This window comes from Paenibacillus sp. CAA11, assembly GCF_003060825.1.
Lineage (GTDB): Bacteria > Bacillota > Bacilli > Paenibacillales > Paenibacillaceae > Fontibacillus.
Genome location: NZ_CP028922.1, coordinates 4705905 through 4729810 on the forward strand (window position 1 = coordinate 4705905; position 23906 = coordinate 4729810).

24 protein-coding genes are annotated in these 23906 nt (G+C 48.6%); 9 read left to right on the forward strand and 15 right to left on the reverse strand.

Annotation, left to right across the window (positions count from 1 at the left end; genetic code table 11):
• Positions 1-10 precede the first annotated feature (10 nt).
• The 4 genes from DCC85_RS21930 to DCC85_RS21945 are packed head-to-tail and all read left to right on the forward strand — an operon-like array spanning position 11 to position 2069.
• Positions 11-397, forward strand: coding sequence for a spore coat protein (locus DCC85_RS21930; RefSeq protein WP_108467477.1), 387 nt, complete (start codon positions 11-13; stop codon positions 395-397).
• Complete coding sequence (locus DCC85_RS21935; RefSeq protein WP_108467478.1) at positions 394-1530, forward strand: zinc-dependent alcohol dehydrogenase; 1137 nt, start codon at positions 394-396, stop codon at positions 1528-1530. The genes DCC85_RS21930 and DCC85_RS21935 overlap by 4 nt, the downstream gene beginning before the upstream one ends.
• A gap of 31 nt (positions 1531-1561) precedes the next feature.
• A complete protein-coding gene (locus tag DCC85_RS21940) occupies positions 1562-1768 on the forward strand; it encodes a hypothetical protein (protein WP_108467479.1) in 207 nt (68 codons plus the stop codon).
• A gap of 4 nt (positions 1769-1772) precedes the next feature.
• Entirely contained in the window at positions 1773-2069 is a 297-nt protein-coding gene (locus DCC85_RS21945) for a spore coat protein (RefSeq protein WP_108467480.1), read from the forward strand.
• A gap of 76 nt (positions 2070-2145) precedes the next feature.
• Here the strand turns inward: DCC85_RS21945 and DCC85_RS21950 are convergent, their stop codons facing one another.
• From DCC85_RS21950 to DCC85_RS21990, 9 genes are all read right to left on the reverse strand, one after another.
• Positions 2146-2973, reverse strand: a complete 828-nt coding sequence (locus DCC85_RS21950; protein WP_108467481.1) for a TIGR02452 family protein — start codon at positions 2971-2973, stop codon at positions 2146-2148.
• Positions 2970-3536: a riboflavin biosynthesis intermediates N-glycosidase gene (locus DCC85_RS21955; protein WP_108467482.1), complete on the reverse strand. Its 567-nt coding sequence runs from the start codon at positions 3534-3536 to the stop codon at positions 2970-2972. Before DCC85_RS21955 ends, DCC85_RS21950 begins: the two co-directional genes overlap by 4 nt.
• Positions 3533-4426 carry an NUDIX hydrolase gene (locus DCC85_RS21960; protein WP_108467483.1) on the reverse strand — a complete coding sequence of 298 codons (894 nt, stop codon included), beginning with the start codon at positions 4424-4426 and terminating at the stop codon, positions 3533-3535. Before DCC85_RS21960 ends, DCC85_RS21955 begins: the two co-directional genes overlap by 4 nt.
• Positions 4427-4615: 189 nt before the next feature.
• Positions 4616-7642 carry an ATP-binding response regulator gene (locus DCC85_RS21965; RefSeq protein ID WP_234414273.1) on the reverse strand — a complete coding sequence of 1009 codons (3027 nt, stop codon included), beginning with the start codon at positions 7640-7642 and terminating at the stop codon, positions 4616-4618.
• Positions 7643-7995: 353 nt separating this feature from the next.
• Positions 7996-9318 carry a metal-dependent hydrolase family protein gene (locus tag DCC85_RS21970; protein ID WP_108467485.1) on the reverse strand — a complete coding sequence of 441 codons (1323 nt, stop codon included), beginning with the start codon at positions 9316-9318 and terminating at the stop codon, positions 7996-7998.
• Between the two features lie 159 nt (positions 9319-9477).
• Complete coding sequence (locus DCC85_RS21975; protein WP_234414274.1) at positions 9478-10086, reverse strand: TetR/AcrR family transcriptional regulator; 609 nt, start codon at positions 10084-10086, stop codon at positions 9478-9480.
• Between the two features lie 310 nt (positions 10087-10396).
• Complete coding sequence (locus DCC85_RS21980; RefSeq protein ID WP_108467487.1) at positions 10397-11317, reverse strand: SMI1/KNR4 family protein; 921 nt, start codon at positions 11315-11317, stop codon at positions 10397-10399.
• Positions 11318-11381: 64 nt separating this feature from the next.
• Complete coding sequence (locus DCC85_RS21985; protein ID WP_108467488.1) at positions 11382-11684, reverse strand: ankyrin repeat domain-containing protein; 303 nt, start codon at positions 11682-11684, stop codon at positions 11382-11384.
• Between the two features lie 5 nt (positions 11685-11689).
• Positions 11690-12217: a GNAT family N-acetyltransferase gene (locus tag DCC85_RS21990; protein WP_108467489.1), complete on the reverse strand. Its 528-nt coding sequence runs from the start codon at positions 12215-12217 to the stop codon at positions 11690-11692.
• A gap of 291 nt (positions 12218-12508) precedes the next feature.
• Between DCC85_RS21990 and DCC85_RS21995 the strand changes: the two genes are divergently transcribed.
• Positions 12509-13474, forward strand: coding sequence for a LacI family DNA-binding transcriptional regulator (locus DCC85_RS21995; protein ID WP_108467490.1), 966 nt, complete (start codon positions 12509-12511; stop codon positions 13472-13474).
• 74 nt (positions 13475-13548) lie between these two features.
• Here DCC85_RS21995 and DCC85_RS22000 read toward each other — a convergent pair whose 3' ends face one another.
• Positions 13549-13926 (reverse strand): DMT family transporter, encoded by a 378-nt coding sequence (locus tag DCC85_RS22000; RefSeq protein ID WP_108467491.1) that lies wholly within the window; start codon positions 13924-13926, stop codon positions 13549-13551.
• Positions 13926-14483, reverse strand: a complete 558-nt coding sequence (locus tag DCC85_RS22005; protein ID WP_234414493.1) for a TetR/AcrR family transcriptional regulator — start codon at positions 14481-14483, stop codon at positions 13926-13928. Before DCC85_RS22005 ends, DCC85_RS22000 begins: the two co-directional genes overlap by 1 nt.
• Before the next feature lie 140 nt (positions 14484-14623).
• Between DCC85_RS22005 and DCC85_RS22010 the strand changes: the two genes are divergently transcribed.
• Positions 14624-16129 (forward strand): alpha/beta hydrolase family protein, encoded by a 1506-nt coding sequence (locus DCC85_RS22010; RefSeq protein ID WP_108467493.1) that lies wholly within the window; start codon positions 14624-14626, stop codon positions 16127-16129.
• Positions 16130-16193: 64 nt separating this feature from the next.
• Here DCC85_RS22010 and DCC85_RS22015 read toward each other — a convergent pair whose 3' ends face one another.
• From DCC85_RS22015 to DCC85_RS22030, 4 genes are all read right to left on the reverse strand, one after another.
• The gene (locus DCC85_RS22015; RefSeq protein WP_108467494.1) at positions 16194-18302 is read right to left on the reverse strand and encodes a TerD family protein; all 2109 of its coding nucleotides are present in this window, start codon (positions 18300-18302) and stop codon (positions 16194-16196) included.
• A gap of 341 nt (positions 18303-18643) precedes the next feature.
• On the reverse strand, positions 18644-19354 hold the full coding sequence (locus tag DCC85_RS22020; RefSeq protein WP_108467495.1) for an SDR family oxidoreductase: 711 nt from the start codon (positions 19352-19354) through the stop codon (positions 18644-18646).
• Positions 19355-19378: 24 nt separating this feature from the next.
• Positions 19379-19939, reverse strand: a complete 561-nt coding sequence (locus DCC85_RS22025) for an NAD(P)H-dependent oxidoreductase (protein WP_108467496.1) — start codon at positions 19937-19939, stop codon at positions 19379-19381.
• Positions 19940-20017: 78 nt separating this feature from the next.
• Positions 20018-20596: a TetR/AcrR family transcriptional regulator gene (locus DCC85_RS22030; protein WP_108467497.1), complete on the reverse strand. Its 579-nt coding sequence runs from the start codon at positions 20594-20596 to the stop codon at positions 20018-20020.
• A 117-nt stretch (positions 20597-20713) separates the two neighbouring features.
• Between DCC85_RS22030 and DCC85_RS22035 the strand changes: the two genes are divergently transcribed.
• The 3 genes from DCC85_RS22035 to DCC85_RS22045 all read left to right on the forward strand — a co-directional run bounded on the left by DCC85_RS22035 (position 20714) and on the right by DCC85_RS22045 (position 23751).
• On the forward strand, positions 20714-21601 hold the full coding sequence (locus DCC85_RS22035) for a LysR family transcriptional regulator (protein ID WP_108467498.1): 888 nt from the start codon (positions 20714-20716) through the stop codon (positions 21599-21601).
• 101 nt (positions 21602-21702) lie between these two features.
• On the forward strand, positions 21703-22644 hold the full coding sequence (locus DCC85_RS22040; protein WP_108467499.1) for an NAD(P)H-binding protein: 942 nt from the start codon (positions 21703-21705) through the stop codon (positions 22642-22644).
• 204 nt (positions 22645-22848) lie between these two features.
• Positions 22849-23751 carry an AraC family transcriptional regulator gene (locus DCC85_RS22045; RefSeq protein WP_108467500.1) on the forward strand — a complete coding sequence of 301 codons (903 nt, stop codon included), beginning with the start codon at positions 22849-22851 and terminating at the stop codon, positions 23749-23751.
• Positions 23752-23906: the final 155 nt, after the last annotated feature.

Here is a 23906-nt window from a genome sequence, read left to right on the forward strand (position 1 = left end):
GAAGCTATAGATGAATAACGATTACCTAGATCCCATTAATGCGTTAAATATGCCTGAGCTAGCCGATACAACCCTTGCCATGGACTTTCTGATCCGTGCCAAAGAAGGGGTTAGAAATACAGCGATTGCCTTAACCGAAGCGGCTTCTCCGGATGCAAGAACCCTGCTGCGCAATCAGCTGAGACAGGGCATCCAGATGCATCAGGAAATCTCCGACCTCATGATGCGCAAGAAATGGTTCCATCCCTATGAGCTTCGTGAGCAGTACCAGCTGGATCAGCTCTCTGCGAAGAATACCGTCATGATCGCCCAGATGAATCTGTTCCCAGAAGATACGCGGCGCAAAGGGATGTTTGACCGGACACCAGATGAGCATAGGGAGGGAGCTGAAGCATGAAGGCAGTTACCTATCAGGGGATCAAGAATATTGCCGTTAAGGACGTGCCGGACCCTAAGATTAAGAAGCCGGACGACATGATTGTGAAATTGACCAGCACCGCAATTTGCGGTTCCGACCTTCACCTGATTCACGGCATGATCCCTAACCTTGGAGAGGATTATGTAATTGGGCATGAGCCCATGGGAATTGTAGAGGAAGTAGGCCCCGGTGTTACCAAGCTGAAGAAGGGCGACCGGGTCATCATTCCCTTCAATGTAGCCTGCGGTGAATGCTTCTACTGCAAGAATCAGCTGGAAAGCCAGTGTGAACATTCAAATGATAACGGGGAGATGGGCGGATTCTTCGGGTACTCGGGATCAACGGGCGGCTACCCTGGCGGGCAGGCCGAATATTTACGCGTCCCCTTCGCGAACTTCACCCACTTCAAAATTCCCGAGAGCTGTGAAGAACCGGATGAGAAGCTCTGCTTGATATCCGATGCGATGACGACCGCCTTCTGGTCCATTGATAACGCCGGAGTAAAAAAAGGAGATACGGTCATTGTACTAGGCTGCGGCCCGGTGGGGCTGCTGGCTCAGAAGTTCGCCTGGCTAAAGGGGGCCAAGCGGGTCATCGCTGTGGATTATGTAGATTACCGGCTTCAGCATGCAAAGCGTACGAACAACGTGGAGATCGTCAATTTTGAACAGCATGACCATACCGGGAACTACCTCAAGGAGATCACCAAGGGCGGGGCAGATGTCGTCATTGATGCCGTGGGCATGGATGGGAAAATGACCGACCTTGAATTCCTCGCCAGCGGCCTAAAGCTGCAAGGAGGCACGATGAGCCCAGTGGTCATCGCCTCCCAGGCGGTCCGCAAGGGGGGCACCATCCAAATTACCGGTGTATATGGCGGGCGATATAACGGATTTCCCCTGGGGGATATTATGCAGCGCAATATTAATATCCGTTCCGGACAAGCTCCGGTCATTCACTACATGCCGCACATGTATGAGCTGATCACCTCCGGCAAAGTCAACCCGGGCGATATCGTCACCCATGTCATTCCGCTTAGTGAAGCAGAGCGCGGTTATGAGGTGTTTGACACCAAGACGGACAATTGCATCAAGGTTATTCTTAAGCCATAAGAACGGATTGGACACTAGGAGGAACAAACCGATGAATACAAACTACGGCATGCATGAGACGCTGGAGGTTCATGAGATGGCCGCCTTCAAAACCGTCAGCATAACCAAATCCAAGACAATGCAAATCTTGGTATCAGACCCTGAGCTCAGGGACATCTTAAAGCATGACGTTCAGATATCCACCCAGCAGCTTCAGGAGCTGGGCCGGCTGCTATCTAACTCACAGCAAAGGGGATAAGCGAATGAACCCAATCCTGGAACGGCTCACAGGAGTAAATACACTAACAGATGAGGTCATAGCGATGGACTTTCTGCTGAATGCCAAGAGCGGGGTTAGAAATTACGCCATGGCCGTCACAGAATGTGCATCGCCTGAAATTAAGCAAGTGCTGGTCAAACAGCTGGAGGAGGCGATCGACTCCCACGAAATGATAACCGCCTATTTGGAGAAGCGGGGACTATATCACCCGTATCACATCAACGAACAAATTCAGTTGGATCTGCAAAATATACAAACCGCGCTGAATATTCCATCCTGAATGCAGTTAATCCTGCACTGGACAGCTGCTCCCTATCTTGATCAGGGAGCGGCTTATATTATCCAAAACGACTGCTTTATCCTTGGAACACCTGATTAAAGGCACGGATGGTTTTACCGTCCTTGGAAGTATCCAATACCGCAAACTTGACCTCCCCAAATAAGGCTCCCATGCCTTCTTCCTCTAGCAGCTCCTTCCACCACCCGGCCACCTTCACCGGATCATTGCGGAACACCCCACAACCGTATGCCCCCAAGATGAGATGCTTGTCACCCTTCTGTGCAAACAGAGCAAGAGCCAGACGCATCCGGTCCTTCATCACCCGCTCAGCCTGCTTCGGGTCTTCTCCTTTGAGCAGCACCTGTCCATAGTTCACAGCAGGCAGCGTCAATACAGAGGCCGTAACCGGCTCTGGCAGGAGGGCGAATTTCTCATCGCGAAAAAAAACGACGTCCGGCGAATAGATCGCATGATCGGTATACATCATGGAACGGCAAGCACGGTTAGCCTTATAGTAGCGCTCATTGAGCAGCTGCGTGTTATAAAGGCCACTGGAGGCGGCAAGGCTTTCCTCCTGGGCCATAGCTCCGTTCAGGAATCCGCCGCCCGGATTTTTGGCACTCGCAAAGTTCAGTACTCCAACCTGCTGTTTACCCGCCTTTGCGAAATCGAGAATCGCCTTGACCGTGGCCTCATTAGCCACAGCATATCCTGCCTTAAGCTCGGATTGAGGCCACTCAGGCCACTTCCGCACCAGCGCCTCCCCTTGCTCTGGCGTAAACAGCTGGCTGCCCTCTTCCGATCGCTGCTGCGCCTCTGCAATACTCACTCTTCGCCCCATATATTCATAGAAGCCTTGCTGCTGAATCCGCAAAGTCTCCTGTGCAATTTCCTTCCGATTCATTGCTCCTTCTCTCCTCTCATTAGCAGCTCGTCACGTGCTTCCGTAAGCGCGAATCCGAGCAAATTGCGCCCCCGCCATTTCATCGGATTCTCTGCATCGGGATTCGCCCCGCCCATCCCAATGCCCCAGATGCGGTCCCGAGGGCTAGCCTCGACAAGAATCCGTTTCTTCGTCGACCTCAGAAACTCCCCAAGCTGCGTGTTCTGCGAGAACTTCGCCAGGCTGGCTCGCTTCACAATTCCATAGCATTCCTTCTGCCAGATGGCCTGGTCAAAGTTCTTGACCGCACGGCCGAAGGCCTTCATCTGCTTGGGGTGCTTCGCCGCCAAAATCTCGGTCAGCATCTCCCCGTCCCCGAAAAGGCGCGCCTTCTCAGCCATCATAAATTGCTCCGCGCAAGAGTACTCTACGCCTTCAATCACAAACGGGCTCATCCACCACTGGCTGAGACAGCTCTTACCGATGCTCCCGTCGCTTGCCGGAGTATGACCCCAGAAGAACAGAAACTTGAACGTCTGCCCCCCTTGGTATGCCTTGCGTAAATCTTCAAGATTATAGATCATCCGTATACCTCCAAATTCCTCCGATACAAGCGGGAAGGGCGATGGCCCGCATTCTCGGTATAATGATCGGTTTCCTTGACCAAATCAGCCACCTTACGCCGAAAAGCTGCCTTCAGCAGCTCCCTATCCAGAATCACCTCGTAAACCTGCTGCAGTTCTGTCAAAGTGAACAGCTTCGGCATCAAGTGAAGCGCGATGTCGGTATAGTTCACCTTCCCCCGCAGCCGCTCTATGGCATATGCGATGATCTTCGCATGATCAAAGGCCAGCCCGTCATTGGATACAATAGTGTAGGCTGCCGATGTCAAGCTTTGCTTCACCGTCATCGTTCGCTCTACCACTGCCGTCAGCTCTTCGTGTTCAGAGCTCAGCTTCAGCTCATACTCCAGCTTCTTGATATAGCCGTCCTCATCCAGCTCCTTCAGCTCCCGCAGCAGCCGGAAGGATACCTTGAACCAGGCGGCCTCAGCCGCATCATCCCCCGCCTTCACCTGCACATCCTTGCTGTTAATCAGCGCCATGTAGCTGCAGCTCATGACCCAGGTGCGGGGATCGCGCCCAATGTCACTGAACGTATAAAGCTGTTCCAGATAGACGTTATCCACGCCGGTCTCCTCCCGCAGCTCTCTGGCTGCGGCCTGCTCGGTTGTCTCATCCGGCCGGACGAACCCGCCCGGCAGCGCCCACTTGCCCAGGAAGGGGTGCCCTCCCCGCCGGATGAGCAGCATGCGCAGCTCCTTCTCCGGGAGCTTCCGGTAATTGTCCTCATCTGCATCCGTCACTGTGAAAATGACCATATCTGTGGCCACCGAAGGCCGCTCATAATCTCCTGGCTGGTACCGCTCCAGGAACTCGCGTTCTGTTAATCCGTCCCGATCCTGCATATCCACCTTAATTACCACCAACCTATCTATCTAATCTTAGTATTATTATGATAATAACAATTTGTTAATATCAAATTATCAGAAAAGGATGCAGAAAGCAAGGAATATCAGCCTGTAATTAAAAAAATAGGAAAGAAAGCCCAAGTTCCCCGTCCGAAGCCGGGAATATTGGGCTTTCCTCAAAACGATCCTTTTTTATTCGGTTGTCCCCTTACGCGGGATGACGAAGGACACGGTTGTCCCTTCCCCTGGGCTGCTTATAATAGACAGGCCTTGACCATACAGCTGCTGTATTCTCCGGTTCGTGTTGGCCAGTCCAATGCCGCCTTTTCCTCTCAGTGAAGGGTCTAAGCAACGAGCAACCTGCGTCGGGTCCATCCCCTTGCCATTATCACTAACTTCCACTAATATATGCCCGTCCTGCCGGGTAATCGTTAGACGAACCGTGCCGCCCTTAGTCTTGCTTAACAGTCCATGCTTCACAGCATTCTCCACCAAGGGTTGAATGGAGAGCGGGGGAAGCAGCAGCCTTAAATCAGGCTCTACATCCCACACCACGGACAACCGCTGGCCGAACCGCACCTTCTCAATATACAGATAAGCTTCAACGAGCTCGAGCTCATGGGACAAATCAACCAACTCGCCCGTATTCAGGTAATCGAAGCTAATCCGTAAGAAGGATGTAAATGCCTCGCCCAGCTTACGCATGCTCTCCGTATCAATATCACTCAAAGCCATTAATGAATTCAGCGTATTGAACAGAAAATGAGGCTGAATTTGCGCCTGCAAATAAGCAGCTTCAATACGCAGGCGCTCATTCATAGATTGCTTCATATTGACTAACGCCGCAATTCGATATTTTAACTCAAGGGCATCAACAGGCTTCGTGACATAGTCGTTCGCTCCTGCAGAGAACCCGGTGTATATATCGATCGGCTGACTGCGCGCAGTCAGCAGCAATACGGGCAGCTCCGACATCGAATACTGCTCTCTTACTCTTTGGGTTAACTCATATCCCGACATATTCGGCATCATTACATCCGCTATAAGCAAATCCCACTGCTGGGTCTCAAGCAGCTCCAGTGCTTCTCCGCCCGACTGAGCCGTAATCACGGTGTAAGGCTCACTGGAGAGAATGCTGACCAGCACCTTCAGGTTAATTGGGTCATCGTCCACGGCAAGAATCCTTGCCTGGCCGTCTTCCAGAAGCGGAGGAATTGCCGCAGCTGCTGCTTCCATGTTTCCCGTAGAGAATGTGGAATAAACTAATCCACCTAAGTCATCCTTCGCTGCCTTTACTTCTTCCTGCACCATAGGAGCCGAGGACGAGTCGCTAGCTGGATCGCTGCCTGCTAAGGGTAAATTGAAGCTGAATACTGAGCCCTCTCCTAAGGTGGAATGAGCCACTAAGGTTCCCCCATGCAATTCAACGAGCTGTTTACAGATGCTAAGCCCAAGTCCAATTCCCTGCCCATCATTAAGACCATAGCTTCCTTGTTCATATGGAAGAAATACTCGCTCCAGCGTAGCCTTGTCCATGCCAACCCCAGTATCGGCAACATGGATATAGGCTTGACCTTGCCGAAGTTCCATCGATACTGAGATCGTCCCCTCCTCCGTATATTTAAGCGCATTGTGCAGCAGATTATACAGAATTTGTACAAGTCTTTTCTCATCTGCCCATACAGGAGGCGTTGTTTCAGCAATATCCATCTGCAAGTTAACGGCTTTATGATCCGTCATAAATTGCAGCATTGCGATAATCCCGGGCACGATAGACTGAACCTGAAGAGGACTTTGCTGCAGCTGGATGCGATGCTCCTGCAGCCGAACAACATCCAGGAGATCACCAATCAGATAGGACATCCGCCTGCTGATCGTAATCAGCAGCTGCATCTCCTCCAGACTGCTCTTTTGCAGCTTATCCTTCTCTTTAGCTACCACATTATAAGCAATATTCATAATCCCATGCAGGGGGGTCTGAAGCTCATGTGACGTATTAGCTAGGAACTCGTCCTTAATCTTATCTGCCTTCTGCAGCTGATGGTTCAGCTCCACGTTCTCTCTTGAATTCTGGAAATATCTCTTAAACCAATAGGAAGAGAAGCCGGTTATGGCCACTACAAGATCAATCGGATAATAGACCGTCGTTACATCGTTAGAAGACTCTGCAATCCCCCATATAAAATTGGAGCAATAGCCTGCAGATGTCACCAGCAGGAACGAGACGCCGCGTTCGAGCTGCTTCCCAAAAATAATAGATCCGGACAAATATAGGAACCAACCAAAAGATAAATAATTTACAAGGTCGAATAGATATATATGTACAATTTCATTCACTAGAGAAACCGGTACAACCATTAGCAGCACTGTAAAAGCAGCAACCAACCAAGTATACCTCCGTAGCCATCTTTGCTGTGAGGACGACGGGATAAACTTCAAAAACAGCATTAGAATCAGCAGATTCTGCCATAGGAGGCTAATCAGCTTAATCTTGATTGCCCATGTATAATTGATCGGCAGCCAAAGCAAAAGTACGTTATCGTGATTGATGAGCGTAGATATACTGATCATTAGCAGCAGCAGCATGGTGATCAACAGGATGCGCTCTTTCGGATTGAAGAAATAGAGAATGCAGGCATAGATTCCATGCAGCAGCAGCACTAGAAATATGAATAGCTGAAATCCGATAGAATACCAGCGCACATAGTCAATCGATGCCTGCGAGCCAAAGCGCACAGGCGTTACAATGCCGCCCTTGTAGGGGCTGTCAAAATTCGCTGCCCGGACCAACAGTTCAATTTCAGAAGTCCCTACTTTATCATAGGAGGCTGTATATGAGGAACTACTAGGTTTATATCCCTGATCCTTAGGGGCAACCTTTCCTTGGCCTCCCATAGGTTCTCCGTTAATTTCAATGTCTGAGGACGCCTGTAAACCCTTGAACCAAAAGGCAACTGGCTCCTTTAAAGGGTCTATGAGTACACGTATTCGATATGTTCCGTACCCATAAGAGTTGCCGGGTACCTGATTGAGTTCGCTTCCCCAGCCTCCCGGAACTTGAATGGTCCGGGACTCGCTCTGCTTCTGAGAAATCTCCTGCCGGGTAATGAGCTCATTCGGGTAGAATTCCCACTCCCCATTCACATAGAAGGCCGGAGAATTCTCAAGGTCCGTGCCGCGAAGATTCAAAACACCGCCGACGGCATGAGGCTGGTTCATTATAGGGAACATTTGAGACCAGACCCATCTCATGCCAGTCAAAGCCCCTAGAACCACCAGCAGTAGGATTACATATTTGTATCGCCTTATAAAATGAATTCGCCTAGTTATCTCCCTGTTAGACATAATACGAGGTTCCTTTGGTCGTTAGAATGATGTTGTCTTTATTGTGACTAAGCTCACACAGCCGCAATTCGTCCTCAAATTGTACCAGGGTTTGGGCGAATATTATACCTCTTAAAGAATAAAAATAGGCAAAAGCAGAGCCGGCACATATTTAATACTTTAATATCTGTTATTTTCAGAACAAGCGACGAGAAGATGATGACCAATCATTCACTTCACCCCTACATTTACCAGACCGAATTTAGAATATCATCTACTTCTTTTATTCTAGTGACAGAGGGGGTCTCGATGAGATTTCCGTTGACCATAACCATCTTCACATCCGATAAGGCTTCAATGTTCTCAAGCGGATTCTGCTCCAAGACGATCAGATCCGCGTTCTTCCCCATATCCACAGTACCTGTCATATGATCGATTCCTAAAATCTCCGCGTTGGATTTGGTTACAAAATGAATGACCTGCTTCGTATTTAAGGAGGTCTGTCTAAGATAATGATCCAACTCCCGCCATATGTCATAGTGAGTCACGAGTGACATGGCGGCATCGGTGCCTATCCCTATTTTGATATTATGTTCAATGGCTTGTCGGAGGCCCTTCAACATAGATCCATACACAAGTCTGGAATTCTCCTTCACCGTGCTGTTGACCTTCGATACACTGGTGTCCAAGGCGACCAATGGATAAGCGGCTTGCAAGGTTGGGATGAGCGCCGTATAGCCATTCAGGGCATTAGGGTTATTTTTGAACAAGCTGATGATTTCCTCATCCATTTCGGAACCATGCTCGATCGTATCAACCCCTCCCTTAAGAGCGACTCTTACGCCTTCGGTGCTTTCCACATGGGCGGCCACGCGCATCCCAATCTTATGGGCTTCATCACAAATCGCTGCGACCTCTTCCACCGTCATCTGCAAGCGGCCAGCTTCGCCGACCATCTTGGCATCGGTAATTCCACCAGTCACGCAGATCTTGATCAGATCGACCCCGTTTTTTACATTGATGCGCACATTTCTTCGTGCTTCCCAAGGGGAGTCTCCCACTAAAGCGAGGAATGGGGCGCCGTGCCCGCCGGTTACGCTCAGGAAATACCCGGATACAAGAAGATTCGGGCCTATAAAGGCGTCCGCCTTAATTTCATCCCGCAGTTGAACATCCAAATGGAAAAATTCCCCGACACTGCGCATTGTGGTCACACCAGCATGCAGCGCAGTAAGCGCATTTCTCTTCATACGTTTCTTCAGTATGCTTCTGCCGAATCTAGTATCAAGCAGCCAGTTAAAGGCAAACTTCAGTGTGTTCTCACTTGCAGACAAAGTGAACGGTTTACCATCGGCAAAAAGATGGACGTGAGCATTGATCAGTCCCGGCATAACGAATTTGCCCGTTAAGTCGAGGACTTGAACGCCTTGCGGAAGCGTGATCTCGTGGTCTTTCCCAATCTCCTGAATGAGCCCCTTCTCGTTTACCACGATTGTCATGTTGCTTTCCGGATTTCGGTTCATGTCCCCATGAATTACTGTGCAGTTTCGCAGCGCATATCCTGAATTCATTGTAAATTCCTCCTTATGATGAATAAGTGTTTTAATACTGAATTAACGATTCATTTTTGGGTCAAAAAAATTTTACTTGGCTATTTCTTTTATTTTTTTGCGTACAAACCAAGTCCGGTAAACCTGATTTGCACGCTTGTTACCCTGCGAAAGAGTCCGCTACTCATTCAAGCTCTTCACACCATAGAGTCTGTAAACGTTCAACGCCTCAAATATTCGTCTTCGACTCTCCTCGCTCATGTCCCTCTTCAGCAAATCCAGGATCATGTCGATAAGGCTCGTCGATATAATGTTCGACAGTATGATGTTTTCCTCGGCCCCAATTTCGTACCTTTTGTAATGATCCTTCAGATACGGCCTCTTGGTCTCAACCATTAAAGCAATGAGCTCTTCTTTGGCGTGACTGTAAGTGGTTCCCTTACTTTTCTCGAAAATAATAACAATCTGCTTGCTGTACTTTGTCAGTAGGTCAATCTGCTCCTGTAACAAAGCGGAATTCTTCTCGCTATCCGTCTCGTCGAAAAAGGTCTGATTGCTAAAGTGAATCGACTCGACTAGGAGATTTTTTAAGTAATCCACCAGAGATGGCGGTACGACAGCGTAGAACAACTCATTCTTGTTTTTAAAATAGGTATAGATGTTGCCTACAGAAATGTTGATTTCATTTGCGATATCGCTCATCTTGGCATCCAGGTAGCCTTTCTCAAAGAAAACCTTCAAAGCCGCATATTCAATTTTTCTTCTGACCTCATCCTTTTTGGCCTGCAATGGGAACGACTCCTCAATATTGAATGAACAATTCATTATTAATTTATTCTTATTCGGTATGTTTGTCAACCCGGTCAAAGCATGACCAAACCATCGCCTTAAGTGATGCGCTCGAAAATATCAATTTCTCTGTACTACGGAAGCAATACTCCCGATTAGGGCCTTACCTAGGGCAGCTTTAAGACCACCTGATCAAGCATCGTGACAGGTGGTCTTTGACTTATAGCCGCATGGCGGAGGCAGCATCTTTGCCCCTGCGTCTATGCACGTTTCTTTTACCATATTTGATCTGCCAGAGGACTAAGACAGACTATGCCTTCTCTTCCACCAATCCGTGAATAAAGGCGCCGAAGCTTGTGGCAAGCTTTGTCACTTGCTGGTTCTTACTCTTGTCTACGTGAACCACCTCGGGCTCGCCGTCATTTCCAGCCGGCCGGTAATCCAGCATAACCACCTCTGAAGCTGAAGGACATTCACAGATTACTACACCAAATTCAGGGAAGTCCCCGTTCTCAATGATGGCGCGGCTTCCCGCTTCTCCACACAGCGACTTGCGCTTCTCTCTTCCAATCCCTAAGATGCTAGAAATCTCGACATAAGCTCCTTCTCCGGTAGGGAAATATCTCTTGCGGGGAATCCCTCCGTTATGCTGTTTCATCATATCAATATAGGAAGCTGGGAGCTTGAACACCAAGGACTCCTGCACTGCATCAATAAGCTCCTCGGTCGGCGGACTAAAGACATACTGCTCTAATGCCTCCGCGCTATCCTCCCAGAAACCTGTGGGATCTAGGTCGGCGGCGGACGTGGCTGATCTTGGCGCCTGCTCTGGCTGGGCCTGAGGCTCTACACTTGCTGGCTCTGCAGAGGGCTCTGGCTGAGGCATTTTACTGCGGATGTCCTCCAGAAACTCCAGGGTATCCTCATCCCCGGGTTCCAGCTTGTCCGCCATTTCAAATGCCCTTAAAGCATCCTCATAGCGTTCCAAATAGTAATAAGCAAGCCCTATGCGGTAGTGCCATAGTGGGTCGTCCTTGCCCTCTTCGGCGATCGTCAGGAACTGCTCGACTGCCTCATCGTACCGTTCAAGATTATTCAAAGCTCTGCCCAGATGGCTGTTCAGCACATAATCCCTGTCTACTGCCAGGATCTCCTTGATGGCATCTACGATCTGTTCGAATTCATCTTCTTCATGCCACTTTTCCAGCTGATTCAACAGCTCCTCTTGCATGTATGCCGCCTCCCACTTTTAACCTTTTTGGGAATTATACCATGTATGAGGAGGAGGTTGAAAATCACAAAGATCCCATCAGCTGGAGAATCCCCTTATTCGCACAGCCTGCTGCTAACTCCAGCGGCGTCCTGCCGTCTCTGTCTTGTGCATGAATACTGGCTCCATGCTGATTTCTGCCATCCGGGTTCGCTCCATGATTGAGTAGAAACTCGATACCGACAGCATTGCCGTAATCGGCAAAGCTGTGCAGGGGTGGGAAGGCCGTTCCTTCCTCTTTCACCCCTTCAGCCCTGCTCCAAAATGCCAGCTCCAGCGGAGTTTGCAATAGCGCACGCTTCCCTACGCTGGCGCCCTTCTCTGCCAAATAAGTCAGTTTTCCTCGGTTTGCTTTGCCTTCCAGTCTGAAGCCAGAATCCCCATAAAGTAGGTATTATGATAATTCCCTTCAAGGAAGGCATGCTGCCTTAACTGACCTTCCACGATAAATCCAACCTTTTTATACAAACTAATCGCTCGTTCGTTTATACCTCTTGTTGTTAAATATATTTTATTTAGGCGCAGTTGCTTGAAACCAATGTCAATCACCTGTTCCAAAGCAGATTTACCATAACCTTGACCACGAGCTTCAGGTGCTAACAAGATGCCAAGACTTGCCCTACCATGTTCATATTCTATATCTTGAAGGAAAACCCAACCGATCAGCCGCTTTTCTTTATTTTTAATGGCTAACACAAGGTCTCCGTTTTGCCGTTTTTCCTCCACATGATTTACAGTTTGTTCATAGGTTAATGGAGTTCTTCCAACCATTGAAATGGAGACAGGGTCGTTCAACCAGCCATGAAGTTCCTTAACATATTCCATTTCAAATGCATGCAGCGTTACTTCTTTATCCATCATTTTAGCCCTCTTTCTTCATTTATTTATAGTAAATGCTTTATTCATTATAAACATCAAATAAATAGTCAAAAGGATCGCTTTCCCTTTCTGCTAACTTCTTTTGATCATATAGTGAAATGGCAAACGATGCTGATATTATAATAGTAGTACACATCAAGATTAAGCTCAGTATGCCCCATAAAAAAAACATCCAAGTTCCTCCTCCTTTTTTCTTGCTCTCTCTAATGAAAGCTTAATGTATGGAAAGCATTTCAGAGCAAACCTAAAATTTTGGAGAGGAGAAAGGAAGTCATGGCAAACATAAAAGATATAGCAAAGATGGCCGGAGTTTCAGTTACAACTGTATCTCGTGTAATAAATAATCAGCCCTATGTAAGTTTGGAAAAAAGGGAGGCCGTTCTGCGGGCCATTGAGGCTAGCAAATATGAAAAAAATATAAATGCTGTCCATTTGATAAAAGGGAAAACCTTTCTTATAGGTGTTGCTATCCCATTTTCAAACCATCCATATTTTGCTTTGATTGTCGAGGGAATCGCAAATGAGGCATTGAAGAATAACTATAAGCTGGTCCTTTTCCAAACAAATTACGAAGAATATAGAGAAAAAGAAGCATTAGATATGTTAAAACAAAAACAAATCGATGCTTTAATTATTTGTTCAAGAATTTGTCAATGGGACACCATAGATGCTTATATAGATTACGGCCCAATCATCTTTTGTGAAGATACAACAGATAAGAAAGCATCTTCAGTTTATATGAATCATTATAAAAGTTTCACCAAAGCTTTAGATTATTTGCATTATAAAGGTCATAAGAAGATTGGCATCTGCGTAGGAAGAAGAAATGGAACCAACGGAGAACAGAGACTATTAGCCTACAGAGATTTTTTGAATAAAATCAACGAACCTTTTGAATCTAAATATATTTTCTCTGGTTATTATGATTTCGAAGACGGGGAAGAGATTGTGCAAGGATTAATATCTATGAATAATCCCCCTTCAGCCCTTTTGGTTTCAAGTGACCAAGTAGCTGCAGGCATCGTTACATGTAGTAAGGAAAGAGGAATTTCAATACCGCATGAACTAGCCATTATAGGATTTGATAATCAGCCAATAGCTAAAGTGATGAATATTACTACAATTGAAGTTCCTTTAGTGGAGATGGGCAGAAAACTGTTCCTTCGCGCCATCAGCAATCAGAAAAGTATTTCATATGAAGAAATAACCGTGAAATTAGTTGAACGATCAACGGTATAGTAAAAATGGAGGAATAAATCAGCCCCTTGCGAATAAGAGGCTGGCTGTTTCCTCCGTAGTCAATCTGTGTTCGGTCAAATTCCCTTCACTTCCGCAGCGCTGGGGGCCTCCCCAGCATCACTTGCTTCCCCGTGTCCGGCACCGAACAGGTTCAGCACGACAACTCCAATCACAATGAGAGCGATACCGATGATGCTGCCTGTGTTGATCTTCTCCTTCCAGATCATGACCGAGATGATCGTGGTGGCTACCGCACCTACGCCGGACCAAATCGCGTAAGTCATATTCAACGGAAGGGTCTTCATCGTCAGTGAAATAAAGAAGAACGAAATGATGAACGCAACGATCGTAAACAGGCTTGGATACAGCCGGGTAAAGCCCTCCGAAGCCTTAAGCATCGAGGTTCCAATCAATTCACTAATGATGGATATGGCCAGGAATAGGTATGCCATTATTCATTCTCCTCCAATCTTCTCTTTAGTTCCTCAACAATCTTCTGTCTGAGCTCTGGATGAGGCGGGGCTAGCCCAAACATCTCTGCGAACCAAAGTCCGTCCAAGGCCAGCCGGATCATCGTAGATTTAACAGGGTCTATTGCATCATCTTCAATCAGGGCTTGCATCTTGAAATACTGCTCCTGAAGCACTTGCAGCAGCTCCGGGTTCGCAAAATGCGCAGCCGAGAGGGCGGTATACAGATCACCCACCTCAGAATCGCAGGATAGAGACGCGTCCATATACGCCCTCGTCCATTTTCCCATCGTACGGGGATCTTCCTCCGCCTTCTGGTGAAATTCCTCTAAGAAGCGATTCGACAAGTGTTCAACCATCCCTTGAAGAAGGGCCTCCTTGCTTGGGAAATGATACAGCAATCCTCCCTTGCTGATTCCCGCCTTCTTAGCCACAGCCTCCAGCGTTAACTTCTCCACGCCCTCTTCATGGACAATTTGGGAGACAGCCTTCAGGATGAGCTCCTTCTTTATCTCTGCTTTGGTTGAGCTCACATTCATCACCACCTTGATCTTATTGTACCGTCTGGACGGTTTTATTTGCAAGCTAGTTTAAACCAAACTTAAACAGAACCTCCCGTTCGATTTAACCTTAGCCCCTTATGATGAAGGAAACTAAAGAGAACAAGGGAGAGAAACACATGAGGACATTAGAAATACTGCTCGTTGCTTCCTGCATTGCCTTACTGGCTGTATTGTTGATTCGCAAGGAGGCGAATCGGATTGCCGGTGTAGCTGCCGGTGTCGCCTGCGGCGGGCTGCTTGCCGGACAGCTGCTGATTGAGGGATACAGGTGGAAGATGATTCCGGCTTATCTTGTAGCCTTTCTGCTAATCATCACTGCCCTATTCAGGCGTAGAAGGGCCCGGAAACCGCTTCGCTACACGATCACAGGGGTCCTAGTTCTGCTGTTAACTGGATCGGTGGCTTTATCGATGGTGCTGCCGGTCTTTAATCTGCCAAAGCCTTCGGGGGAATTCAAGGTAGGAACGGAAGCGTTCCATTTCATGGACACCAGCCGGGATGAGACGTATACAGAGGACAAGAACGACAAACGTGAGCTTATCGTTCAAATATGGTACCCTGCCGCAAAGTCTGGCGGAAGCGCCGAAGAAAGCACTCTGTTCCCTCAGGATCAGAAGCTCTTTCAGGCTTATATGCAGGCTTATTCCAGCTATTTTGGCCTTCCTGCCCCTTTGCTTGATTATTGGAAATACAACCGTTCGAGTTCGTATGAAGGCGCAGATGTGCTGCCCGCAAAGTCACCTTACCCGGTTGTGCTGTTGTCGCACGGCATGGGAGTCGGCCGGATCTTGCATACATCCCAGGCCGAGAATCTTGCCAGTCACGGGTATATCGTGGTCGCTGTAGATCATACCTACAGCACCCTCGCTACCGCATTCCCGGACGGCCGGGTGACCGGACTTCTTACGAAGCCGTCCCAGGATCAGCTGTATGAAGACAGCCGATCTATTCTGCAGATGTGGAACAAGGATATCTCCTTTGTCGTCGATCAGCTGGAGAAGATAAATGGAGGAATCATCGCAAGCAGGTTCAAGGGAAAGCTGGATATGAACCATATCGGCATCATGGGCCATTCCTTTGGAGGAGCGGCAGCCTTTGAAGCTGTGAATTCGGACCCGAGAATCAAGGCCGGGGTGAATATGGACGGGACGCTGTATGAATCCGGAGACCGGAGCCCTCTTAAGAAACCGTTCATGTTTATGGAATCGGAAGAGTTCATGAAGGTTAACGAGGATCAGGCTAAATACCGCAAGACCCCGATCACGGATGAGGAATTACAGAAACTCAAATTTACGCGCCAGCAATTCAGCACTGTCTTAGCCCACCGGGAAAGGGAGCTAAAGGTCATGGATCACGTCATGCAGCAGGAAGGCAGCGCGGTTATTTATATCGAAGGGGCCAAGCACTTTAATTTCACCGATCTCCAGCTGTACTCCCCGCTGATCAATCTTACCGGGATGACAGGCAGCATCCAGGGAACAAGAGGGGCCGAGGTCGTCAACCGTTATGTGCTGGAGTTCTTCAATGAACATTTGCGGGGTATGAAGAGCAAGCTTCTACGTGGCCCGAGCGGGGATTACCCAGAGGTCAAATATCCGGGTAACCCGATCTTCCAGGACTGAATAGCAATATCAAAAAGGAGCAGCACGAAGCTGCTCCTTGTCCATGTGCAAATAACCTATGCGCTCACACCAAATATTCGGCCAAAATCTGCTCGATATCGAAGGGAGTCACTCCTTGTTCCACGGAGAACACAGACTCTGCCTGATCCGCTGTCTCTACAAGCTCGCCTCTTGCCTTGGCATGAAGGAGGAACAGCTCATAGAGATCCGGCTTCCGCAAGGCTGTCATAGCCTTGCCCATTAAGACCATCCCCTTCTGGTTGCCCTCCACATTATTGTAATAGTGAGGATGTCTCGTCAAAGAAAGGTCTGTCCAGATGATCGTGCGTTCCACGAGATCAAGGATCACGGGGATCGCAATCTGCGTATCGGCAGTAACATCGATTTTATTCTCCACGGTCGAAGGCTCGAAGATCTCGCCGGAACCGGGCTTCTTACGCATCATCCACCCCACAAAGCACTCCGGCAGATCGCAGTATGGCTGAGTGGTGTAGGACAGAAGGGATGCCACAATATAACGGCCTCCGTAGTCAACAATCGAAGGAAGATGCAGATCAATGAACTCGCACGCCCCATATGGAGCGGCTACGATATCTCCACTGTGCACGGCCTTGTACTTGGAGGACCTCAAGTTGGTATAAGAAATATGCTCTACATACTGCCAGTTCGCATCATACATCACGGCAGACAGATCAATATCGACCCGTCCTGTAGACTTGCCGTCAACCATTCCTTCCTTCCACCAGCTGAAGAACCGGATGGTATCCCCTTCCGGCATGGGCAGCCGGCTTCCCCGGGCAAGGGTACGCAGCGCCTTGCTTGCCGATCTCTGGGAGAACGGAACCAAGTAACGCTTCAAGCGGGTATCGATGTAAGTCTTCCCTAGCGAGGGAAGTGCCGAGAATCTCCGGACCAGCACTTCGTCGCAAAGCTCCACCACACTTTGGCAGACCGCTGCATCGACCTTTGGCAGTGTATTCGGAATGGCGAACGCCTTGGCGACATTGCCTTTAGGGAAAAAGACCCTCAGATCATCCGCCTCCTGTCGGCGGGCAAAATGCTCCTTCACCTGCAGCAGCACAGGCGTCGATACCTGGTCCGCGACCTCGCCAAATGCCAGCACTACATATTCTGCGTCCTCAGTCGAGCGCAGCAGCTGATCCAGTCTCCTTGCAAATTCGCCCGGACGCTGTGCCAGCAAATCCATCAAGGCCCAGGTATTGTTGTACTTGAAGGCGAGCTCGACGCTGCCATTAAAGGTCGTAAGCGGCTTACGATTGCGCAGAATATCGAAGGCTTCCTCACAGCGCTTATACCGCTGTCCGTATTCAGAAGGATGCAGAATCTCACCGAGCCTGATCCAGCGCCCCCTATATCTCAGCATATCTTCTGTGATCGGATAGCACTGCTCCAAGAGTCCAAGCAGCAGCCGTCTCTCCGGACGCTTAAATTTGCGGAAGCGCACCGCCTCAGCCAAGCTCACATCGCCGCCCGACCAGGCGGCAGCCAGACGAAGCACATCCGTTGCGGTGTTGAAGTACCGCCCAATCAGTGCCATATTGGCCTTACCGTGCTTCAATAATGAACCCACCACGAACCCCACATTCTCCTTGAACGGAATCTCTGAAGGGAGAATCTCATGAAGCAAATCCGGATCACAAGCCTCGATGGCCGCATCAATATCATTCTTATCCGTCTCTGAGATCGAGCCCTTAGCCTCGATAAGCCGCCCGATCAAGATACGGAACTCTGCCTCCGTTCCCAGATCAATTACTTTGAGGTTGAGGTTGGCCCGGTCCGGCAACGGAGGTCTGTCTGCCGCCTTCTGCTCAGGCAGCTCCAGCGTGAGATAGTGATAGATCGCATTCAAATAAAGGTCTACATCCTCTTCCTGCATCACCTGCAGCGGGAAATCAGGATACATCGGCTCATACTTCACATGAGCGCCTACCATCACCTTCAGATCAGATACCAGCTGTCCATACATGGCCTCGAACTGTTCCCTGGATAAGGTGCGGACAGCATGCATCAAGGCGTGTGAGAAGGTGTAGCCAAGCTGCTCTATATTTTTTAGGGCTGTAGCCAAATAAGCGCGTGAGATCCTTCCACCGCCCTGCCCTGGATCTACAACCAGCTTATTTGCTCTTCTTATAAAAATCGTGTTCATCATCATAAAGACTCCAGGAAAGCAATATCCCTATTCTTGGAATAGTGGTTAGAAGGAAGGAATATTATAGCCTGGATGCCTCCTCTCATGGATAGACATCCCTCAGGAAAGCTGCGACCCTAAGTTCGCCAGTTTGAGTTAGAAGGAAGGATCGCAAGTAGTAGCCTGAAGGTGAAGGTTCAGCGTTCATCATTCGTTGTGCGGCTGAACCTTTGATGTGTCTATCTTCTCACGCCCGCCAGCTAGCGAACAGGGCAGAAGTATTACGAACTGGTAAAATGTTCATTAGGGGAAGGCGTGTCGCTTATCTCAAGTATTCAATTATAAATGAATTATGAACGATCTCATTACCACGGAAGCTGGTCATCCATGTAATAAAAGCCGCCTGTAGGGCCATCTGCAGGCAGGGTCGCCAGGCGAACCGCTGTTACCGCCCCTTCTTCGGCAGACAGTTCTGCCCGTTCTCCTCCCATCCGGGTTCGGACAAGCCCGGGATGTACGGAATTTACCTTCAGATTCGTTCCTGCTGCTCTTTGCGCCCAGTAGGCCGTCAGCATATTTAAGGCCGCCTTGGAAGCAGCATAAGCCGGGGTAGCAATTCGCTGAGCCTGCTCATTAGATAGCTGGAACTGGATAGATCCCAGGGCGCTGCTCTGATTGACAATTCTGCCCGCTTCACTCTTCAGAAGCAGCGGCAGTAGCGTTTCTGTAATGAAGAAGGGCGCGAACGTATTCACCTCAAACGTGTCTCTGAAAACATCGCCATCATAGTCGGATTTCTCGGCCCAAATCCCTGCATTGTTAACTAGAATATCCAATCGGCCATAGGTATCCTCGATGAATTCAGCCGCTGCTGTAACATGCGCCGCGTTCGTCACCTCAAGCTCTACACCGCTCGCCTGAATCCCTTCCTGCCGCAGCTTGGCTGCGGCTTCATCAGCCGCTGCCTTTGTACGCGCAGCCACCAGCACCGTAATGCCTTTCTGTCCCAATTGTCTAGCCACTTCAAGCCCGATGCCTTTACTTGCACCCGTTATCAAAGCAATTTGGTCTGTCATCGCTTCACACCTCCATATTGTTAGTTATTTGTTAATCGTAATCAGATCGGCCGTCTGAACATGCCGTACAGCTGCTAAATGCTGAACATATGCTGCTTTGCTCTCGGCGATTTGCTCATCTGTAATGTGGTTCGCATTATGGACGGCGAAGGGCGGAAGGTAATGTGCACTTACATAGTTGGCAAGGGCCTCCATCGGCTTCGCAATATCCCGGATCGTGAACAGGTTGAAGCCACCGGGCTGATAGGAGGCCGCAGTGCCTGCCGTCGAGATCGCAATGCCGATCTCCTTGCCTTGCAAATGCTCCCCGCCGGGTCCATAAGCCCAGCCGTAGGCCAACACCTCGTCGAACCACTGCTTGAGAAGAGGCGGTGTGCTGTACCAGTACAACGGATATTGAAAAATAATGCGATCATGCTCATCCAACAGCTGCTGCTCACGGGTGATATCTATTCCCTTGTCCGGATACACCTCATACAGCACATGTACCGTTGTGTCCGGCCGCCCCTTCATGCTTTCTGCCAAAGCCCGGTTGATTCGTGAGCTCTGTAAATCAGGATGAGCCACAATAATAAGAGTTTTCATACAAATCTCTCCTTTAAATAATTGTTATTTGTTATATATGAGAATGATCATTCTAAAATAACGAAAAAAATTTGTTTTTTATCTATCTAGCATACGCAGCGTTAATTGGACAACCCGCTCAAGCTTATCCTTCTTAACTGAAGTCCGAGCCATCGCCCTGATCCCTGCCGAGACGCTGTGGAGATACTCCGCAAGCTCCCTGGCCTCGTACTCCGTGGTGAATTCGCCGCTTTCCTGTCCCCACACTACAATCTCTGTGAACAGTTCTTCCAGCTGGGTAAAGGACCCTGTAGCCTTGGCATCTACCTCTTCATCCCGAGCCGCCAGTTCAACGGCTGAATTGATGAACATACAGCCGGGCGGACCGCCCTGTTCACCGTTGATATTGAAGTTGAAAACAAACCGTAGCGCTTCTGCAGCTGTCTGGGAATGCTTAACCCCTGCCGCTAGTTTGGCGTTCATCCGGTCCCCGAATCGGTCAATCGTCTTGAGGAACAAGGTGTGCTTATCGGTAAAAGTATCATACAGGCTTCTCCGATGAATCCCCATATGCTCAACAAGCTCATTCATTGAAGTCTTCTCATACCCTTGCTCCCAGAACAGCTTCATGGCCTTATCCAGTACTTCGTTCTCTTCAAATTCTTTGCTTCTGGCCATATACATTCCCTCCTGAGCCCATGATAGCATAATTGAGAACGATCAGTAAAGAATTGTTTTTACCAATCATTCTCATTTGCGCTATAATAAGAACAAGCTATTTCCCCGGAGGTTAAGATGAATATTAAGCGGGTCAAATACTTTATTGATCTAGTAGAATGCAAAAATTTCACAGAGACCGCCAGAAAGAATTACGTATCGCAGACGACCATCAGCCAGCAAATTGCTGCACTCGAAAGTGAGTTCGGCATTCAGCTGATCGACAGAAAGCAAATTCCTATTGAGCCGACCAAAGCCGGCTGGCTGTTCTATGGTGAAGCCATTGTGCTTTGGAAGCAGTATAATCATATGCAATCGAGCATAGAGAATTTTCAGAAAAATAACACCCAAACCTTGAATATCGAATATGCCGGCATGACAGACCTTCAAAGCCTGCTCAAATTAATCCCTGCATTCAAAGAAAATCACCCAAATATCAAGCTCGAATTAAATAAAGTGCTGCTGAAGGATATCGCAGAATATCTTCAGAAAAGAGTCTATGATGTGGCCATCGCCTTCGACTCGGAGTTTCAAGGGAAGGAAGACATATCAACCTATACCCTATACAGTGGACGATACTGCGCGGTTGTAAGCCACCAGCATCCCCTCTATCGCCAAGAATCCATTTCCAAGGATGAATTATATAAATATCCGCTTGTTATGCTGAACCCTACGGTTATTGGCAGCTCCTATCATCTAATGATTGAGCATGCGATTGCTGATGGCTATCAGCCGAACATCCTCCGAACCGCGGACGATATCGAGACAGAGCTGTTCTATATCATGACAGAGGATTTGATCGGCTTTTTCCCGGATAACTATCATCTCACCCATCTGAGGGAAGAAATCCGGCTCATTCCGATCGAGGACTCACATCATACCTTTAAAATTGAAGCCGGTTTTTTGAAGAGCAATACCAATCCGGCCCTGCAATCCTTTCTTCATCAGCTGCGAAATTCGATTTAGCAATGGTCCATAAGTTATATGCATTAGATTTTGTTATTTATTTCACATATTATATAGATGTAATCATTATGCGATAGATTCTAGCAAGGAGTGAAAATGTCATGGGTAAATTATTGTTAACAGGTGTAGACGGTAATCTGGGTCAGCAAGCGGCAAAATATTTGTTAGAACTCGTGGATAAAGACCAAATTATTTTCTGTGCCTATGATCCAGCATCCCTTAAAGAGTATGCAGACCAAGGAATTGAGACGCATGTGACCAATTTTAACTCGATAGACGGTCTTGCTGAAGCCTTTGCCAAGGCGGACAAGCTTGCTTTAATCTCCATGCCTTTTGTGGGTGCCAAGCGTCAAAATGCCCATAAAAACGTAGTAGATGCTGCCAAACAGGCCGGTGTTAAGCAGATCATCTATACTTCCCTGGTCAACGCTGCCGATGAATCCAATCCGAGCGTCGAGAAGCTCGACCATGTTTTTACGGAAGAGTATATCCAAAGTGCCCAATTAGACTATATTTTCCTTCGCAACTCCCAATACGCAGAAGCCATGATTACAAATTACTTCACCTATGTGAAGGGTGACGGCGTGTTAAAGAACAACCAAGGCGACGGGAAGATGGCCTATATCTCGCGGAAAGACTGCGCCAAGGCCGTTGCTTATGCCCTGGCATCGAGCGATTATCATGCATCCATCTTGAATATCAATGGTCCTGAACTCATGACGATTGCTGATTTTATTGAGATTGGCAACAAGGTTACGGGCAACCATGTCACCTACAGAGCGATTACGGATGATGAGAACTACGCCGTATTTGATGCGATGGGAGTTCCTAGAACAACAGACGGCAAGTTTAAGGAGGGCTCCGAGGCGCCTTTCTCCTCAGAGGGCATGGTTACATTCGGCCAAGCCATCCGTTTGGGCAAAATGGACAACTTCACCGATGACTTCAAGAAGCTGACGGGTCAAGATCCTCTGACCGTGAAATATATGTTTGAGCATGCCGATGATTTCCAAGTTGGCGAACGCCACTCCAAAGATAACTAATTCCTAGCAGCAAGCTGCCCTTCTGTGGTTAGATAAGACTAACCAGGAGGTGCAGCTTTTTTATGTACAGCTAGAGCAAAGTCTGGCTCTCCACGAATTAAGAACCTGCCGGGTGGGTGATCTGACGCAGGTAAAAAATGCAACTCAGATCAAGTCTACGGGAAAGCGCTTTGATATGATCAAGTCGAAAGGAGGAGAGCTTTCATGTACGAATGGAATGAACTGGTGCAGCATATGGTCGACTGGGTGGAAGCCAATCTGTTCGAAACCGCGTCTCTGCTGAAAATGTCCGATCAGCTAGGCTACTCGCCCTACTATTGCTCTAGACAATTTAACGAGCTGACGGGGGTGACCCTGCGGGAATACATCTGGACGCGAAAGATCAGCCGTGCTGCCTTGGAGCTCCGCGACACGGATGATCGCGTGTTGGACATTGCCGTGAAGTACGGTTTCTCATCACAGGAGGCTTTTACAAGAGCCTTTGTGAAGGCCTTCAAGGTTACCCCGGCAGCTTACCGAAGAGCACCCCGGCCTATTCCACTAGCCATTCGGCAGGAAGTGTTCTCGCCTTATCACTACTGGATCAAGGAGCGTGGTAAGATGGACAGAATGAAATTGCAGCCCGCAGAGGTCAAGGTGGAGTTCATTCCAGCACATAAATTCATCGGCATTTGGGATTTAGGCTCTCAAAACTACGGAAGCTTCTGGAACAATGGGCATGATTGCGATGAGATCAGCGGAACTCTGGAGAGCATGTCCAACCTGGCACTCCCCGGTCAATTGGGGCAGACTGCCGGATGGTTCTATCAGGACGGGCAAAAGGGATACTTGTACGGAATCCCCGTGGCCCCTGATTATAATGGACCTATTCCGGAAGGAATGGAGTGCCGGGAGATCCCGGAATCCGAGTACCTGGTGTTTTTCCATCCTCCCTTTGATTATCTCAAGGATAATGGTGCTGTCATGAGAACGGTGGAGGATTTAGCCTGGGGCTTCTCCCCTGAGACGATGGGGTACGCCTGGGATGAGGAGACCAAGCAGGACTATCAGCGGCATTTCCCTGAAGGATATGGCTATGCCGTGCTGCGTCCGGTGAAAAAGCTATAATGCGGTGTTAAATGATGGGCCCCGCCCAGCCTCCAAAAGGAACTAACTAGGCCTAGTTAACTTGGCTGTCCCTAGCCGATCCTATAAACACAGTACCAACCTTTCGCTCCTAGGTGATGCGGTTCCCCGTACACCTAGGAGCGAATTGCTGTTGC